Source organism: Xanthomonas sp. NCPPB 3174, from assembly GCF_056725205.1.
Map to the genome: position 1 here is coordinate 3,665,764 of NZ_CM161517.1, position 17,704 is coordinate 3,683,467.

Annotated in this window: 11 protein-coding genes; 7 read left to right on the top strand and 4 right to left on the bottom strand. The window is 70.6% G+C overall.

Annotated elements, in window-relative coordinates; translation table 11 throughout:
• Window positions 1-99: 99 nt before the first annotated feature.
• On the top strand, window positions 100-1,299 hold the full coding sequence (locus AC1PK7_RS15835) for a GAF domain-containing sensor histidine kinase (RefSeq protein ID WP_481098757.1): 1,200 nt from the start codon (window positions 100-102) through the stop codon (window positions 1,297-1,299).
• A gap of 374 nt (window positions 1,300-1,673) precedes the next feature.
• On the opposite strand, the gene AC1PK7_RS15840 is transcribed toward AC1PK7_RS15835, so the two are convergent.
• Window positions 1,674-2,261 (bottom strand): LURP-one-related/scramblase family protein, encoded by a 588-nt coding sequence (locus AC1PK7_RS15840; RefSeq protein WP_481098758.1) that lies wholly within the window; start codon window positions 2,259-2,261, stop codon window positions 1,674-1,676.
• 355 nt (window positions 2,262-2,616) lie between these two features.
• The gene (locus AC1PK7_RS15845; protein ID WP_209030980.1) at window positions 2,617-3,600 is read right to left on the bottom strand and encodes a LysR family transcriptional regulator; all 984 of its coding nucleotides are present in this window, start codon (window positions 3,598-3,600) and stop codon (window positions 2,617-2,619) included.
• Between the two features lie 166 nt (window positions 3,601-3,766).
• On the opposite strand from AC1PK7_RS15845, the gene cobA reads away from it, so the two are divergent.
• Entirely contained in the window at window positions 3,767-4,960 is a 1,194-nt protein-coding gene (gene cobA, locus AC1PK7_RS15850; protein WP_481098759.1) for a uroporphyrinogen-III C-methyltransferase, read from the top strand.
• Window positions 4,961-4,988: 28 nt separating this feature from the next.
• Entirely contained in the window at window positions 4,989-5,948 is a 960-nt protein-coding gene (gene cysK, locus AC1PK7_RS15855) for a cysteine synthase A (RefSeq protein WP_481098760.1), read from the top strand.
• Window positions 5,949-6,504: 556 nt separating this feature from the next.
• Here cysK and AC1PK7_RS15860 read toward each other — a convergent pair.
• A complete protein-coding gene (locus AC1PK7_RS15860) occupies window positions 6,505-7,602 on the bottom strand; it encodes a nucleoside hydrolase (protein WP_481098761.1) in 1,098 nt (365 codons plus the stop codon).
• A gap of 275 nt (window positions 7,603-7,877) precedes the next feature.
• Between AC1PK7_RS15860 and AC1PK7_RS15865 the strand changes: the two genes are divergently transcribed.
• A complete protein-coding gene (locus tag AC1PK7_RS15865; protein ID WP_420007630.1) occupies window positions 7,878-8,393 on the top strand; it encodes a methyltransferase family protein in 516 nt (171 codons plus the stop codon).
• A 22-nt stretch (window positions 8,394-8,415) separates the two neighbouring features.
• Here AC1PK7_RS15865 and AC1PK7_RS15870 read toward each other — a convergent pair whose 3' ends face one another.
• Complete coding sequence (locus tag AC1PK7_RS15870; RefSeq protein ID WP_481098762.1) at window positions 8,416-8,913, bottom strand: hypothetical protein; 498 nt, start codon at window positions 8,911-8,913, stop codon at window positions 8,416-8,418.
• Between the two features lie 125 nt (window positions 8,914-9,038).
• On the opposite strand from AC1PK7_RS15870, the gene AC1PK7_RS15875 reads away from it, so the two are divergent.
• From AC1PK7_RS15875 to AC1PK7_RS15885, 3 genes are all read left to right on the top strand, one after another.
• The gene (locus AC1PK7_RS15875; protein ID WP_481098763.1) at window positions 9,039-9,581 is read left to right on the top strand and encodes an O-acetyl-ADP-ribose deacetylase; all 543 of its coding nucleotides are present in this window, start codon (window positions 9,039-9,041) and stop codon (window positions 9,579-9,581) included.
• Between the two features lie 244 nt (window positions 9,582-9,825).
• Entirely contained in the window at window positions 9,826-11,523 is a 1,698-nt protein-coding gene (locus tag AC1PK7_RS15880; protein ID WP_481098764.1) for a ShlB/FhaC/HecB family hemolysin secretion/activation protein, read from the top strand.
• Between the two features lie 13 nt (window positions 11,524-11,536).
• Entirely contained in the window at window positions 11,537-17,539 is a 6,003-nt protein-coding gene (locus AC1PK7_RS15885; RefSeq protein WP_481098765.1) for an MBG domain-containing protein, read from the top strand.
• Window positions 17,540-17,704: the final 165 nt, after the last annotated feature.

Below are 17,704 nucleotides of genomic sequence, written 5' to 3' on the forward strand. Positions count from 1 at the left end.
GCGCAGGTACAGCCCATGCGAGCGCCATGTGAACGCCGCGTCGGCACAAACCGTGACAGGTACCCTAGACTGCGCGTCTTCCTGACCGAGCCGCGCCGTATGTCCACCGTCGAATCCGCCGCCGACCCGGTCTACTGCGCGGTCAAGCCGCGCAACGAGGCGCTGCGCCTGGACGCGTTGCACAGCTACGCGATCCTGGACACCCCACGCGAGCCGGCGTTCGACGACATCACCCGGCTGGCGGCGCTGATCTGCCAGGCGCCGATCGCGGTGGTCAACCTGATCGACAGCGAGCGCCAGTGGTTCAAGAGCGAGATCGGGCTGGGCACGCGCGAGACCCCGCTGGCGACCTCGCTGTGCGCGCACGCCCTGCTCGAGGACGACCTGCTGCTGGTGCCGGACACCCGCGAGGACCCGCGCTTCGCCTGCAATCCGCTGGTGACCGGCGAGATGCGCCTGCACTTCTACGCCGGCGCGCTGCTGAAGACCTCCGACGGCCTGGCCCTGGGCACGGTGTGCGTGCTGGACCGGCGCCCGCGCCAGCTCAGCTACGAGCAGATCGAAGCGCTGCGCGCGCTGGCGCGGCAGGCCATGGGCCAACTGGAACTGCGCAAGGCGCTACACCTGGCGCAGGAATCCAACCACTACCGCAGCCGCCTGATGGCCATCGCCGGGCACGATCTGAAGACGCCGCTGCGCACCGCGTCCTACGCGCTGAGCAAGCTGCAGCGCCAGCACGACGCCGCGCAGGATGGTTCGCTGGAGACCGCACGCGCGGCCCTGAACCAGGTCGCCGTGGGTCTGGACCAGCTCGCCACCAATGCCGCCGCCGGCGAACTGCGCCTGCCGGCGCTGCACGACCTGGCGCTGGCCGACGTGCTGGCGCCGATCCTGGCCACCTGGCAGCCGCAGGCCGCGGCCAAGGGCGTACAGCTGCGCAGCGTGCCGACCTCGCTGCGCGTGCGCAGCAGCGCTGCCCTGTTGTCCACCTTGCTGGGCAACCTGCTGGGCAACGCGGTCAAGTACACCGCGCAGGGCAAGGTGCTGATCGGCTGCCGGCGCCGTGGCGATCGCGTGGCGGTGGAAATCATCGACCGCGGCATCGGCATGGACGAAGCCGGCCTGCGCACGATGTTCCAGGCCTTCCAACAGGCCGACCCGCGCAGCGACGGCCTCGGCCTGGGGCTGTGGATCGTCCGCCGCGCCGCCGAGACCCTGGGCTGCACCGTGGAAGTGCGCAGCCAGCCCGGCCACGGCAGCCGCTTCACCGTGCTGCTGCCGGCGGCCACGGACGCCTGAGCTACGCTGCGCTGGGCGTGGGTGCAGACACTGGTGCTGGCACGCGCACCCTCATCCGCCCCTTCGGGGCACCTTCTCCCGGAGGGAGAAGGGTGGGTCGGCGGCGGCGGAGGAGCACGCTATGAGCCAACGGAAGCGACGCGTTTCAGGGAATGCCCGTCGCGGCTGAAGCGCTCCTACGGAAAACCGCGCACTGGGTTAGGCCTCGGCAGCAACCGGTGAAGCACCGGGTTCTTCCGGCAGCATGCAGTCGGGACTGAAGTCCCTCCCACAACGCGCACGGCCGCTCAGTGTGAGGAGCCGGGGTGCAACCGCCGCGGAGATCCCGCTTTTGCGAATCCCCACTCCCGACTCCCCAATCCCGGCTTCACGAGTCACTCCTTCAACACCATATCGATACACAACACCGCCGCCATGATCAGGATCCGCCGCGGATCCTCGGCCGGCACGCTGTCGGCGATCGACAGCATGTAGTTGTCGGCGCTGGTGAACAGCTCCTTGCCGAGCCCGGCCCACTTCTTGGACACCTGCGCCAGTTCGCGCTCGCCCTGCACGAAGCGGAAATCCCAACTGGTCCACTTGCCGCGCAGCGTGCACACCGGCGCGCCCTGGGCATCGAGCACATCGAACTTGCCGCCGATGGAGAAGAACTTCTGGCTGAAGGAACCGACCAGCCGATCGTGCTCGTCCAGCACCTCCACCCGGGACAGGAACAGCGAGAAGCCGCGCTTCACCGTCAGCACCTTCTGCCCATCCGGAGTCCGCACTTCCACCTGGAACGGGGTCATGCGCTTGTAGTCGGAGAACCGGAAGATCTTGGTCAACAGGCCCAGGTTCGGCTCGCGGCATTCCAGCAACTTGCGATTGCTGTGCGGATCGAACACGTCGTAGTTGTTGGCGGCCTTGAACATGCCGACCTGTTCCTTGACGAAGAACAGGTTGTGCTGAAGAACAGGATGCATCGGGCGTCCTTGCGTTGGGAAAGTCGACGCGCCCTGGGCGGCGGCCGCACAGCGGCGGCGTGGTGCCGGCAGGCGCCGGCACGCCCAGGGTCGCGGTCTGCCGGGTGGCAGAAGGGGCCGCATGATAGGGGGCGGCTCGCGCTGCGGCAACGCGCACGGCAGGCAATCACGCCGGTGCGGGGCCTTCATTCCAGTGCAGGCCGCGACGCCGTTGCCCTTACTTCTTTTGCCCGGAGATCTGCATAAGCCAATCGACGCATCGAGCACGGGGCACCGCTGTCGCCATTCCCCAATCCCGATTCCCTATTCCCGGCTTCACCGCGATTCCCCATTCCCAGCTTCAACATTCCCGGCTTCAACTGGTAATGGTCTGGGTCAGATCTTCCCAGCTCGGCGGCGCCGGCCAGTCCGGCTGCTGGTTGCCTTCCATCACCCGGCGCAGGTCGCGGGTGTCGATCTGCGGCGCCAGCACGTGCACCAGCTCCAGCGCGTAGTCGCGCAGCACGCGATCGCGCGGCAGCACTGCCCAGGCGATGCACTCGGGAATCTCCGGCGGCGCCGGCCACGCGCGCAGGTCGGTGTCGTTGGCACTCACCGCCATTTCCGCCAGCAGGCCGACGCCCAGCCCGGTGCGCACATAGGTCTTGATCAGGTCCGCGTCGAGCGCGGTCAGCGCGATCCGCGGCTCCAGCCCGAGGCGGCCGAAGGCGCGCTGCAGCGAGGAGCCGGCACGCGTGGAGGATTCGTAGCTGATCAACGGCTGCGCCGCCAGCGCGGCCATGTCCGGCACCCGCTTGGGTACGTCCAGCGCATGCCCGCGCGGCACCAGCACCAGCCGCCGCCAGCGGTACAGCGGGACGGCGATGCCGGCGGCCGGGGCGGTGCCGGCGGTGCTGACGATGGCGATGTCGGCATCGCCCTGGCTGAGCAGATCCAGCGCCGCGCTCTCGGCCGCCTGCTGCAGGTGCACGCTGACCTGCGGATAGGCCTGCTTGATCTGCGCCACCGCCGGCGGCAGCACGAAGCGCGCCTGGGTGTGGGTGGTGGTGAGGGTCAGCTGGCCCTGGCTCTCGCGGCGCTGGTTGGCCGCGTAGGTGCGGATGTTGTTGGCTTCGGCCAGCACCGCACGGGCGCGTTCGATCACCTCGCGCCCGGCCGGGGTCACCGTCTCCAGGCTGCGGCCCTTGCGCACGAACAGCAGGAAGCCCAGTTCGTCCTCCAGTTGCTTGAGCTGCTTGGACAGCCCCGGCTGGGTGGCGTGCACGCGCGCCGCCGCCAGGGTGATGTTCAGATCGGCATCGGCAATGGCGACGAGGTAGCGGAGTTGGGTCAGCGTCATCGGGACGAGGGCGAGGCGCCGCCTGGCGGGACGCTCGACTGTAGTGGAATTCGGCCTTTCACCTTATAACCGAAAGCTATCTGCGTTGGGCATGAAGTCATTTCCTGGGGCTATGAGCCGGCGCTACGGTCGTCGCTCCCGCCTGCCCCGCGTTGCGAGCCATCCTGTGAGCCCTGCCCCGATTGCCCTGTATCCGGACCTGCACGACCGGGCCGTGCTGGTGATCGGCGGCGGTACGGCCGCCGAACGCCAGGTACAGGCGCTGCTGGGCGCCGGCGCCCTGCCACGGGTGGCCGCGCCGACCCTGACCCCGGCATTGCAGGCGCTGTCCGCGCAGGGCCGGCTGACCTGGCTACGCGGCGCCTTCGACAACACCTGGCTGGAGAGCGTGTGGTTCGTGATCGCCGCCAGCGAGGATCCGGCGCGCAACCGGCAGGCGCTGCAGGCCGCCGCGGCCCGGCGGGTGCTGGCGCAAGCCGTGCCGGCCACGCCGGCGTCCGCCGCAGATGCCGCAGCTGCCGCCGAAACCGCCGCGCACCAGGCGCTGCCGCTGCGCCCAGGCAGCGTGACCCTGGTCGGCGCCGGTCCCGGCGATCCCGGCCTGCTCACCGGCAACGCGCTGCATGCCCTGCGCCAGGCCGACGTGGTCCTGCACGACCGCCTGGTCAGCGCCGCGATCCTGCAGCTGATACCGGCGGGTACCCAACGCATCGCCGTCGGCAAGTCGGCCGACGGCCACAGCGTCGCCCAGGAGCAGATCCACGCGCTGCTGCTGGAACACGCGCGGCGCGGACGCCGGGTGGTGCGACTGAAGGGCGGCGACCCGTTCGTGTTCGGTCGCGGCGGCGAGGAACTGGAATACCTGCGCGCGCATGGCGTGCCCTACGCGGTGGTGCCCGGCATCACCGCTGCGCTGGCCTGCGCCGCCTACGCCGGCATCCCGCTGACCCATCGCGACCATGCGCAGTCGCTGCGCCTGGTCACCGCGCACTGCAAGGCTTCGCTGGACACCCTGGACTGGGCCGCGCTGGCGCAGGAGCGGCAGACCCTGGCGGTGTATATGGGCGTGGCCGGCCTGGACACGGTGCGCACGCGCCTGCTCGCCGCCGGTCGCGCCGCCGGCACGCCCTTCGCGCTGGTGGAGAACGGCTCGCGCGCCGAGCAGCGGGTGGTGCGCGGCACCCTCGCCGACCTGCCCGACACCGCCCGCGCGCATGCGGTGCGCGCACCGGCGCTGCTGATCCTGGGCGAGGTGGCCGCGCTGGCCGACACCCTGCACTGGTTCGGCGCCGCCCCCCTGCACGCGCTGCCCTCACCTTCCCCGAAGCAGGCGGCGCCTACCCTGGCCCACGCCGCCTGACCCGCCCCCATTCCCGGAGACCTTGCCCATGGCCATCTACGACAACATCCTCGACACCATCGGCCACACCCCGATCGTCAAGCTGCAGCGCCTGGCGCCGGCGCACGTGGACCTGTACGTCAAGGTCGAGGCGTTCAACCCCGGCGGTTCGGTCAAGGACCGCCTGGCGCTGGCGATCGTGCTCGATGCCGAGGCGCGCGGCCTGCTCAAGCCCGGCGACACCATCGTCGAGGCAACCTCCGGCAATACCGGCGTGGCCCTGGCGATGGTCGCCGCCGCGCGCGGCTACAAGTTCGTGGCGACGATGGTGGAGACCTTCTCGATCGAGCGCCGCAAGCTGATGCGCGCCTATGGCGCCAAGGTGATCCTGACCCCGGCCGCCGAGCGCGGCAGCGGCATGGTGCGCAAGGCCGAGGAACTGGCGAGGCAGCATGGCTGGTTCCTGGCCCGGCAGTTCGCCAACCCGGCCAATCCGGCCTATCACCGCAGCACCACCGCCGCGGAGATCCTGCGCGATTTCGCCGGCCGCCGGCTCGACCACTTCGTCAGCGGCTGGGGTACCGGCGGCACCCTCACCGGCGTCGGCGAAGTGCTGCGGCTGGCACGCCCGGACGTGCACATCACCGCCACCGAACCGGCCGGCGCGGCCCTGCTGCAGGGCCAGGAGTGGAAGCCGCACAAGATCCAGGGCTGGACCCCGGACTTCGTGCCCGAGGTGCTCAACCGCGAGGTCTACGACGAGGTGCTGAGCGTCGAAGACACCGACGCCATCACGGTGTCGCGCCGCCTCGCCGCCGAGGAAGGCATCTTTACCGGCATCTCTGGCGGCGGCACCGTGGCCACCGCGCTGCGCGTGGCCGAGACCGCGGCGCCCGGCGCGGTGATCCTGGCGATGCTGCCGGACACCGGCGAGCGCTACTTCTCCACGCCGCTGTTCGCCGACATCAACGAAGGCAGCGACGACGACTGGCTGGCCGGCCTGCCGTAAGCGCGCAGCGGCAGACAGGCGCCCTGGCGATGCCGCACCGGCGCGGCGTCGCTACTGTGCGTGCGGATCGAAGTACGCCGTCCACGACACCGGTGCGGCGCGCAGGCTGGCCGCGTGCTGGAACGCGGCCATGGCCTCGGCCTCCCGACCCGCATTGAGCAAGGCCACGCCGAGGTTGAAATAGGTAGTGCGATGTCGGACTGCAGGCGCACGGCGCGGCGCAGTGCCGTCGCTGCCCGCCGGGAGTGCCCGCGATCGTACAGCACCGCGCCCAAGCAGGTGAGCGGGCGTGGATCGGCGGGTGCCGCCCTGGCCGCGGCGCGCAGCAGCGCCTCGGCCTCGGCCAGCAGCGCATCGGCACGCTGCGGCTCGCGGAACGCCGCCATGGCCAAGGCTTTCGCCTGCGCGAGGCGGTCATCGGGCACGGACGCGCTCATGCCGGCGCACCGCAGGCCGGCGTCCCGCCTGCCACGCACGCGAGCGGCAGGACGACGAGCCCGCTGCGCACCAGGACGACGTGGCGTGCACCGGACTGCAAATCCGCGTGCGCCATGCCTCAGGGCAGCGGCACGCCCAGCGCCGGCGGCTGCGGCGCGGTCAGCCGCTCCACCAGCAACTGCTCGATCGCGTCCACGTCGACCTCGCGCACCACCTGCTGCGCCTGTTCGCCCAGGCCCGGCTGGTAGCCCGGCGCCCACGACAGGATGTCGCCATAGCCGGCGCCGAACTCGGTGTTGGTGTCCACGTACAGGGTCTCGCTGACGGTGGCCAGTTCCGGACGCAGCCACACCGCGGTGGCCAGTTCGTCCCACATCGGGAAGCCGGCTTCGCGCCGGCGCAGCGCATGGCCGATCGGCGTGTCGGCGGCGCTCATCCGCGCCAGCAGCTGCGGGGTCAGTTCGGTGGCGGTGGACGGATCCACCGGCACCATCACCATGCGCCGCCACGGCGCGCGCATCACGATGCTGGCCGCCTCCGGATCCCAGCGGATGTTGAACTCGCGCCGCGGCGAATTGACGAACTCGCGGGCGAACTGCGCCGCCGACACGCTGTCGCGGCGCTGCCGCGGATTGAGGCTGCCGCCCATGTACACCAGTTCCTTGGCCAGGCTTGCGAACTCGGGGTCCAGCCGCTGCGCCAGGGCCAGGTTGGTCAACGGCCCGGTGGCGACGATGCTGACCTCGCCGGGGAACTCGCGCACCTTGCGGATCATGAACAGCGCCGCCGGCTCGCTGGCCGCCTGCACCACCGTGGGATTGCCCAGCGGCAGGTCCGGGACCACGTCGTGGGCGTGGTAGCGCGGTGCGCTCTGCACCGTGTCGTGCTCGACCCATTGCCGGGTCCACGCGCCCTTCCACAGCAACTTCCCGTACAGCGCCTCCCAGCGCTCGGTGGCCAGTTCGCTGTTGAGCAGCGGGAACACCGGGCCGGGCAGCACCGGCACCTCGCCGCGCCCGGCGATTTCCAGCAGCCGGCGCGTATGCGCCAGCGCCTCGTCGCGCCAGATGTTGCCGCTGACCACCGAGATGCCGAGCACCTCGACCTCCGGCGATTGCAGCAACAGCAGCTGCGCAGGGGTGAAGCCGTCGATGTCGTCCTCGAGGATGACCCGGCGACGCGGGGTGGTGGCGGTGCTGGCGGAAGCGATTGGCATGAGGCGGGACAATGGGTAGCGAAAGGGGAAACAAGCCGCGATCGGCGCGTCGGGCGCGATCGACGTGGAACGCGGCGCCACGTCGAAACGCAAGCGCTGGCGACGTGCCGCGCGGGGCGCTAGGGTAATCGGGTTTGCGCGCACTGCCACGCGCGGCGAGGCGCCGCCGGGCGCCGTCGGCTCGCGTCCGTGCCTATCCGTGACGCGCTCGCGCGCGTGCGCCGGGGGCAGCCGCGTAAACTTGCGCGGCCGCAACCGAACCAGGGAAGGACTGCATGCACGAACGAACCGACCACACCGAGCAAGCGCCTGCGCGCGCGCAGGCACGCGTGCCGTTGCTGGTCCGCACGACCTCCCCGGCGCACTTCCTGCTGGCGCTGCTGCTCGGCGCCAGCCTGCAGCACGCGCTGCCGCTCCCGCTGCCGCAGGGCGCCGCACTGGCCTGGCTGCAACTGGGTGGCGGCGTGGTCGCGCTCGCCGGCCTGCTGCTGGCGTGCTGGTGCTTCGTGCTGTTCGCGCGCGACCGTACCACCCTGCTGCCTGAGCGCGCGCCCTCGCACCTGGTCTGCCACGGCCCCTACCGGCTGACCCGCAACCCGATGTACGTCAGCCTGACCCTGAGCTACCTCGGCCTGAGCGTGCAGATCGGCTGGCCGTGGTCGGCGCTGTTGCTGCCCTTGCCGTTGCTGGCCTTGCAGTGGGTGGTGATCCCCTACGAGGAAGCGCGCCTGCGCGAGCGCTTCGGCAGCGCCTATGCGCGCTACTGCGCGCAGGTCGCGCGCTGGCTGTAGCCAGCGACCCGGGCAGCACGCCTCAGCGTGCCAGCCACCAGGCCGCCGCCGCGGCCAGCAGCAGCGCCAGCAGCACCCAACGCCAGGCCCCGCCGCGGTCGCCGGCGGCCACGGTCGAGGCGGCACCCAGCGTCGGCGCCGAGCGCAGATGCCGCTGCACCATCTCCAGCGCCTCGCGCAGCGACATGTCCGGATACTGCTCGAACACCAGCTTGGCGGCCTTGCGCCGCTCGCCGCGACGCAGCGCCAGTTCCGCCGCCGGCGGCAGGCGCCGTTCCTCGGTCGGCGTTTGCGCCTCGGCCGACGGCGCCGACGTCGTCCCCGCTGCGGCAGCGGACGCGTGGCGGTCGAGCAACTCCGTCACCGAGCGCGCCGCGCCGGCCAGCAGCCAGGCATCGACCTGCTCCTTCGCGCTGCGCAGGTCCATGCCGCTGTGCGCGCGCAGCAGCTTGATCGCCTTGACGATCTGGCCCTGCGCGAGGGCCTCGGCGACCTGTGGCGGCGGCGGGTTCGGGTTCATGTCGCAGGTGCTGAGATGGGAGCGCGTCAGTCTTGCCGCTGGCAGGTTAAGCGGCCGTGGCAGCGCGCGGCGGCGGTGGCGACACCCTCACGCATCCATCATTCGGCTCCCCTAAAGATCGGCGCATGAAGATCGAAATCTGGCAAGGCGACATCACCCAGCTCGACGTGGACGCGATCGTCAACGCCGCCAACGAGTCCCTGCTCGGCGGCGGCGGTGTGGACGGCGCCATCCACCGTGCCGCCGGCCCGGACCTGCTGGAAGAATGCCGGCGCCTGCCGGAACTCAAGCCGGGCGTGCGCTGCCCGGTCGGCGAGGTGCGCTCCACCGCGGGCCATCGGCTCAAGGCACGGCATGTGCTGCATACCGTCGGGCCGGTGTGGCGCGACGGCGCCCACAACGAACCGGCCCTGCTCGCCAACTGCTACTGGCGCACGCTGCGCCTGGCCGAGCAGATGGGCCTGCACTCGGTGGCGTTCCCTGCGATCAGCTGCGGCGTCTACGGCTACCCGCTGCATCAGGCCGCGCGCATTGCGGTCGCCGAAACAGACGCCTGGCAGCGCGCGCACGCGGTGCCGAAGCGGATCATTCTGGTGGCCTACAACGACGCCACCGCCAAGGCGTATCGGCAGGCGCTGCGCGACGCGCAGTGCGCCACCGCGGCCTGAGCGACCGTCCGCTGGCAGCACCACGCCAGACATGGGCACCTGGCCTACGCCGGGCGTAGGCTGCCTCGAATCCCGGGCATCTGCTCACTGATTGACGTTGCGGGCGCCGCGGGGTGTCGGTGTTTCCCCGACAGCGTGTCGGGGGACGCTGCAAAGAGTGATTGCGCGCTCAGATTTGCTCAGATTGACCCGCGGCGGGAAGGCTACAGTGCGCGAGCCTCAATCCTAACGCCGCCTTAACATCATGACGATCTCCTGCCGCCCGCGCCCAAGCACGCTGGCAAATGCGCTGTTTGCGCTCCCGTGGGCCGCCGGCCTGGCCTTGACCCTGACCTGCGCGACGGCACTTGCCCAGGAGGCCGCCCCGGCCACCGGCACCACCACCGACGCGGCGGCGCCGATCGCGGTGCAGGCGATCCGGGTAACCGGGGTCGGCACGCATCCGCGCGAGCAGATCGACCCGACGCGCCTGCAGGCGCTGGCCGACGCCCGCCTGCGCGCGCTCGGCGGCGGCACGCTGCCGGCCCGGCTCAGCTTCGCGCAGCTGCAGCAGATCGCCGACACGCTGACCCAGACCTATCGCGACGCCGGCTTCCTGGTCGCCCGCGCGTATCTGCCGGTGCAGACCCTGGGGCCGGACCAGGTGGTCGAGATCCGCGTGGTCGAGGGCCGGGTCGGCAAGATCACCGTCGAGGGCGCGCGCCGCTACGACGACCGCCTGATCGCCAGCCCTGCCCTGGCCCTGCAGGGCCAGATCCTGCGCCAGCAGGACCTGCAGTCGGCGCTGCTGTATGCCCGCGACCTGCCGGGCGTTTCCGCCACCTCCGTGCTCAAGCCCGGCGCCAACCCCGGCGAGACCGACGTGGTGATCCAGGCGCGCGAGGAGCGGCCGCTGCAGGTCAGCGTCGGCGCCAGCAACTACGGCACCCCGAGCATCGGCCGCTACCGCGCCCAGGTGGGTGTGGACTGGAACAACCCGCTGGGCCTGGGCGACCACCTGTCCGCCAGCTACGCCTATGCGCTGGATCCGGCTAATACCTGGCAGGGCAGCCTCGCCTACCAGGTGCCGATCGCCGGCGTCGACGGCCTCAGCGCCAGCGCGTCGTACACGCGCAGCGTGGTCAACCTCGACAACGGCGCGTTCGCCGCGCTCGACATCCAGGGCCCGACCCAGCAGAGCGCGCTGGGCCTGGACTGGAAGTTCGTCAATTCCGATGCCTGGCGCGTGCAGAGCTGGCTGCACCTGGTCAAGGAAAGCTCGCGCCTGCAGGGCCTGGGCGTGCTGCTGTCCAAGCAGAAATTCGACGTGGCCGAGCTCGGCACCAGCGTGCGCCACGACGACCGCCGGCTCCACGCCATCGACCTGCTGCAGCTCAGCGTGCGCGGCGCGCTCGACGACGATTCGCCGCAGACCGATTACCTGTACGCCCGCCACGACCGCCACTTCACCGTCGCGCGCCTGAGCTACACCCGGCTGCAGGGGCTGACCGCCACACAGCGTCTGCAGCTGCGCGTCAACGGCCAGTACAGCGACGACACCCTGACCCCGCTGGAACAGTTCTCGCTGGGCGGACCAACCAGCGTGCGCGCCTTCCCGCTTGGCGCCGCGCTCGGCGACCGCGGCTTCGATTCCGGCCTGGAGTACCAGGTGGACGCACCGGGCTTCGCCGGCGCCGCCTCGCCGTTCGGCGGCCGCGCCTGGGGCCAGTTGCTGACCGCCAGCGTGTTCTACGACTACGGCCGGGTCTACCCGAACGGCGCGAACCGCGCGGTCTACGACAGCGTCACCACCTTCGAGGGTGCCGGCGTCGGCCTCAGCTTCCGGCTGCCCGACTGGCACGGGCTCTCGTTCGATCTGGCCGCGGCCAAGCCCACCGGCACCACCAAGCCGGGCGACGGCAAGGATGTGCGCTACTGGGCCCGCTTCGGCCTGACCTTCTGACCTGGGGATCTCCATGAACCGCATCTACCGCCTCGTCTTCAACCGCCACCTCGGCGTGCTCCAGGTCGCCTCCGAAGTCGCCGCCGGCCACGCTGGCGCAACCGGCGCGAGCGGCGCCGCCCGCCTGGCCGCGCCGCTGCTGCCCTTCGCCCTGGCCTGTGCCCTGGCCGCACCGGCCCACGCCAGCGGCGTGCCGTCGCTGTCCAGCGCCACCGGCGCCACCGTGTCGCAGAACGGCGGCACGCTGCAGATCGACCAGAACGCCGCCAAGGCGGTGCTGAACTGGAACAGCTTCAACGTCGGCAAGGACGCCAGCGTGGTGTTCGTGCAGCCGTCCAGCTCGGCGGTGGCGCTCAACCTGATCGACGCCAGCCGCGGCGCCAGCGTCATCGACGGCAGCCTGCGCGCCAACGGCAACGTGTTCCTGATCAACTCCGCCGGCATCCTGTTCGGCAACCACGCGCAGGTGAACGTCGGCGGCCTGGTCGCCAGTTCGCTGGGCCTGGCCGGCGACGACGCGCACGGCTACCTGCTCGCACGCGGCGACCATGGCGCTGCCAGCGTGATCAACCAGGGCAGCATCAACGCCGGCAACGGCGGCTCGGTGAACCTGGTCGGTAACCATGTCGACAACCGCGGCAGCATCACCGCCGACGGTGGCGCCATCCGCCTGCTGTCCGCCGACCAGGTCAAGGTGACCATGGACGCGGCCGGCGCGATCGGCATGCAGGTGGTCGCGGCCGCCAGCCAGTCGGTGGACGGCGCCGCGGCGGCGGTGGAGAACAGCGGCACCCTGCGCGCCAATGGCGGGCAGATCCTGCTGCAGGCCGGCAGCACCGGGTTGTCGCAGTTGCTGGTCAACAATACCGGCACGCTCGAAGCCACCGGCATCGACACCTCCGGCGGCAGCGTGCGCCTGATCGGCAGCGGCGGCGACGTGGCCAGCAGCGGCCGCATCGATGTCTCCGGTACGCAGGGCGGTAGCGTGCAACTGCTGTCCGATGGCGCGGTGAACGTCGCTGGCCGCATCGATGCCCGCGGCAGCGCGGCCGGCGGCAGCATCCGCATCGGCGGCGGCTACCAGGGCGGCGAACAGTTGCAACACGCCAGCGCGGCCACCGTCGCCAGCGGCGCGACGCTCGACGCCAGCGCGACCGGCCAGGGCAACGGCGGCTCGATCGTGGTCTGGTCCGACGGCCACACCGCGGTGCACGGTGCGCTGCATGCCGACGCCGCCGGCAGCGGCAACGGCGGCCTGCTCGAAACCAGCGGCCACACCGTCGACTTTTCCGGCATCGCCGTCGGCGCCAAGGGCGCCGGCCCCGGCAGCGCCGGCACCTGGCTGGTCGACCCGGAAGACCTGACCGTGGACAGCGCGGCCGCCAGCACCATCAGCGGCGCGTTGAACGGCGGCACCAACGTCAGCCTGATCGCCTCCATCACCAACGCCAGCGGTCCGGGCAACGTGAGCAACGGCAGCGGCGACATCAACGTCAATGCGGCGATCGGCTGGAGCGGCAACTCCACGCTGACCCTGGACGCGTATCACAGCATCCGCCTCAATGCGGCCGTCACCGCGACCGGCGACACGGCCGGCCTGGTCCTGAACTACGGCGGCTACACCGACAACGGCACCGTCGGCGGCACGGGCGACTACTACGTCAACACCCCCGTCTCGCTCGGAGGCGCGCATGCCAGCCTGAGCATCAACGGACAGGCGTACCGGCTGATCCACTCGCTGGCCGACGCGGCCACCTATTTCAACACCCCTGGTTCCTACGCACTGGCCCAGGACATCGACCTGAGCGGCGTCACCCGCAGCAGCGCCCTGGTCTCCTCCTTCCAAAGCAAGCTGGCCGGCCTGGGCCACAGCATCAACAACCTGACCATCTCCGGCGCCAGCGGCTACGTCGGCCTGTTCGGCACCACCAGCAGCAACAGCGTCATCCGCGACCTGCACCTGGGCAATGTGTCCATCTCCGGCGGCTATTACGTCGGCGGCCTGGTCGGCTACGGCCAGGGCGCGATCAAGAACATCACCGTCGACGGCAGCGTGACCGGCACCTCGGGCGGCGTCGGCGGATTGGCCGGCTACAATCTGGGCCTGATCGACAACGGCGTGTTCAATGGCGCCGTCAATGGACAATCCGCGGTCGGCGGCCTGGTCGGCAACAACGTCGGCGCCACGATCCGCAATTCCCACAGCACCGGCAGCGTGACCGGAAGCTCCAGCAACACGGGCGGCCTGGTCGGCTACAACGACGGCGGCAGCCTCACCAACACGTATTCCACCAGCACCGTGAGCGGCACCAGCTATGTCGGCGGGCTGGCCGGAACCAACCAGAACGCCGGCACGATCAAGAACAGCTATGCCAGCGGCAGCGTCATCGGTACCAGTTCCATGGTCGGCGGGCTGGTCGGCATGAACTACCAGAGCACCATCGCCAATACCTACGCCACCGGCAGCGTCACCGCGCCGACCTCGGTCGGCGGACTGGTGGGCGTCAACAATCCGGGGGGCGCGGCCGTCACCTCCGCCAGCGTCAGCAACAGCTACGCCACTGGCGCGGTCAGCGGCACCAACAATGTCGGTGGGTTGATCGGCTCCAATGCGGGCAGCGTCAGCAATGCGTCGTGGGACGTCGGCAGTACCGGCCAGGCCAATGCCATCAGCAGCGGCGGCGGCGGCAGCGCCACCAACCTGACCAGCTTCGGCAGCGGCAACCGCTACAACCACGCCACGTACGGCAATCTCGGCACCTGGGCGCTGCTCGCCGGCACCAGCAATGTCTATGTCGCCAGCGACGGCAACGGCAACCCGGCCTGGATCATGATCGAAGGGCAGACGCGCCCGTTCCTGGCCAGCGAGTACAGCACCATCATCGGCAACGCGCACCAGTTGCAGTTGATGGCGTACAACCTGGCGGCCAACTACAGCCTGTCCGCCGACATCGATGCCAGCCAGACCGCCGGCAGCAACGCCAGCGGCATGTGGAGCAGCGCCGGCTTCAGCCCGGTCGGCGACAGCAACGATGCCTTCACCGGCAGCCTCAACGGCGCAAACCACACCATCGCCGGGCTGACCATCGCACGCGGCGGCGCGTCCTACGTCGGCCTGTTCGGCAATACCGGCGCAGCCAGCCAGATCGGCAACCTGGCCCTGACCGGCGCCACCGTCGTGGGCACCGCCTACGTGGGCGGTGTCGCGGGCTTCAATGCCGGCAGCCTCAGCGGCATCCGCGTCAACGGCACCATGAGCGGTACCGGCAACTTTGTCGGTGGCCTCACCGGCTACAACGATGTCGGGACGATCGCCGGCGTGCAGACCAGCGGCACCGTGATCGGCAGCGGCGGCCCCTACAGCGGCAACTATGTCGGCGGGCTGATCGGCAGCAATGCCAACGGCACGATCAGCGCCTCGTCCTCGTCGAGCACGGTGTCCGGCGGCAGCAGCGTCGGCGGCCTGGTCGGCAACGACTACCAGGGCAGCTATACCAACGCCTTCGCCACCGGCAACGTCAGCAGCACCAGCACCACCACCGGCAACAACGTCGGCGGACTGATCGGCAACGCTATCCAGAGCACCCTGCAGAACGTCCACGCCACCGGCAATGTCACCGCGACCACCTCGAGCGCTGGCGGCCTGGTCGGCATGGCCGGCGCCGGCAGCATCCAGAACGCGTATGCCAGCGGCAACGTATCGGGAACCCAGAGCATCGGCGGCCTGGTCGGACGCAGTTCCGCCGCGATCGACACGGCCTATGCGACCGGCGGGGTGATCGGCACCTCGTCCGAGATCGGCGGCCTGGTGGGGACCATGGACCACGGCAGCCTCGCCTCGACCCATGCCACCGGCACCGTGTCCGGCGGCAGCTTCGTCGGCGGACTGGTCGGCTACAGCGACAGAGGCAACGTCGCCGCGTCCTATGCCACCGGCGCCGTGTACGGCAGCAACTACCTCGGCGGGCTGATGGGCTACAACGACGGCGGCAGCATCGGCAATGCCTACGCCACCGGCAACGTCTCCGGCAGCATGTATGTCGCCGGGCTGGCCGGCTACAACGACAACGGCACCATCGCCAACACCTACGCCAGTGGCGATGCCACCGGCACGGCGTATGTCGGCGGACTGGTCGGCGTCAACTACAACAACACCGTGCGCAACTCCTACGCCACCGGCAACGTTTCCGGCACTGGCGCGGTCGGCGGCCTGGTCGGCTCCAATTCCAACGGCAGCATCGTCGCCAGTTTCTTCGCCACCGACGTCGGCGGCAATCCGCGTAACGTGGGTCTGAACACGGCAGGCAACAGCGTCGGCACCATCGACGCGATCAGCGGAGGCAGGTCGTGGAGCGCGCTGAACACGCTCTCCACCTTCACCGATGCCGGCTGGGCGATCGACGATCGCGGCGGTACCGGCCTGACCTGGCGCCTGTACGAACACATGGGCACGCCGCTGCTGCGCAGCTTCCTGACCCCGCTGACGATCAGCGGCAGCGTCTCCGGCCTCGACAAGACCTACGACGGCAACGGCGTCAGCGGTACGCTCGCGTCCTACACGGTCGGCAGCGCCTTCGACCCCAGCCTGCTGTTCGGATCGTCGCTGCGCTACGCGACCGCCGGCAATGGCGTCGGCAGCTACACCGCCGGCAACGGCACGCTGCAGATCAGTGGCCTGGCGTCCTTGCAGCAGGGCTACGACATCGGCTATGTGATCTCCGGCGGCATCGCCATCACCCCGGCGACACTGACGGTGACGGCGACCTCCGGCTCCAAGACCTACGGCGACACCGCCACCCTCAGCGGCTACAGCGTCGCGGGCCTGTTCGGCAACGACACGGTGTCCGGCGTCGCGCTGGGCAGCGCAGGCGCGGGCAGCGGCGCGGCAGTGGGCAACTACGCCATCACCGCCTCCGGCGCGACCGGTGCAGGGCTGTCCAACTACGTCATCACCTATGTCGACGGCAGCCTGCGCGTCGATCCGGCGACCCTGCGCATCGTCGCCACCGACGCCAGCAAGACCTACGGCGGGACCGCTTCCCTCAGCGGCTACAGCGTCGCCGGCCTGCTCAACGGCGACACCGTCTCCGGCGTGGCGCTGGGCAGTGCGGGCGCCGGCGCCGGTGCCGCGGTGGGCAACTACGCCATCACCGCCTCCGGCGCGACCGGCGCAGGGCTGTCCAACTACGTCATCAGCTACGTCGATGGCAGCCTGCGCGTCGATCCGGCCACGCTGCGCATCGTCGCCAGCGACGCCAGCAAGACCTACGGCGGCACCGCCACCCTCAGCGGCTACAGCGTCGCCGGCCTGCTCAATGGCGACACCGTCTCCGGCGTGGCTCTGGGCAGTGCGGGCGCCGCTGCAGGCGCCGCGGTCGGCAACTACGCCATCACCGCCTCCGGCGCCAGCGGCGCAGGGCTGTCCAACTACGTCATCACCTACGTCGATGGCAGCCTGCGCGTCGATCCGGCCACCCTGCGCATCGTCGCCAGCGACGCCAGCAAGACCGTCGGCAGCACCGCCACCCTGACCGGCTACCGTGTCTCCGGCCTGCTCAACAGCGACACCGTGTCCGGCGTCGCCCTCAACAGCGACGGCGCCGGCAGCGGCGCGGCGGTCGGCAACTACGCCATCACCGCCTCCGGCGCCACCGGTGCAGGGCTGTCCAACTACGCCATCACCTATGTCGATGGCCTGTTGAACGTGGTCGCCGGCAGCGGCGATGGCGGCGGTAGCGGCATCCAGTTGCCCACCACGACCGTGCAGGCGATCAACACCTCGGTCGCCGCCGCCACCGTGACCAGCGATGCCGGCAGCACGCCGGAGGCGAGTCCGCAACAGGCCGACGAAACGGCGCGGGAGCTGGCCGCCGCGGCACGCACCGGCAGCAGCGGTACGGTGACGGCCGCCACCGACTCGATCCTGATCGTCGACGGCGGCATTCGCGCCCCGGCCGTCGCCTGCAGCCCGGGCGCGTCGGACGCCTCCGCGGACAGCTGCATCATCCGGCAGTAACCGGGAACCACCTGACGGCACCGCGCGGCGGTGTCGTCAGGTCACCGCGCTGCCTTCCTCGCCGGCCAAGGCGGCCGCGCCAGGCGCTCTACGATCGTGAGACCGGGCGCAGCCGCGCCCGGTCGTTTTTGCTGCGGGCGCAGGCCGCGCATCGAGAGACGCGCG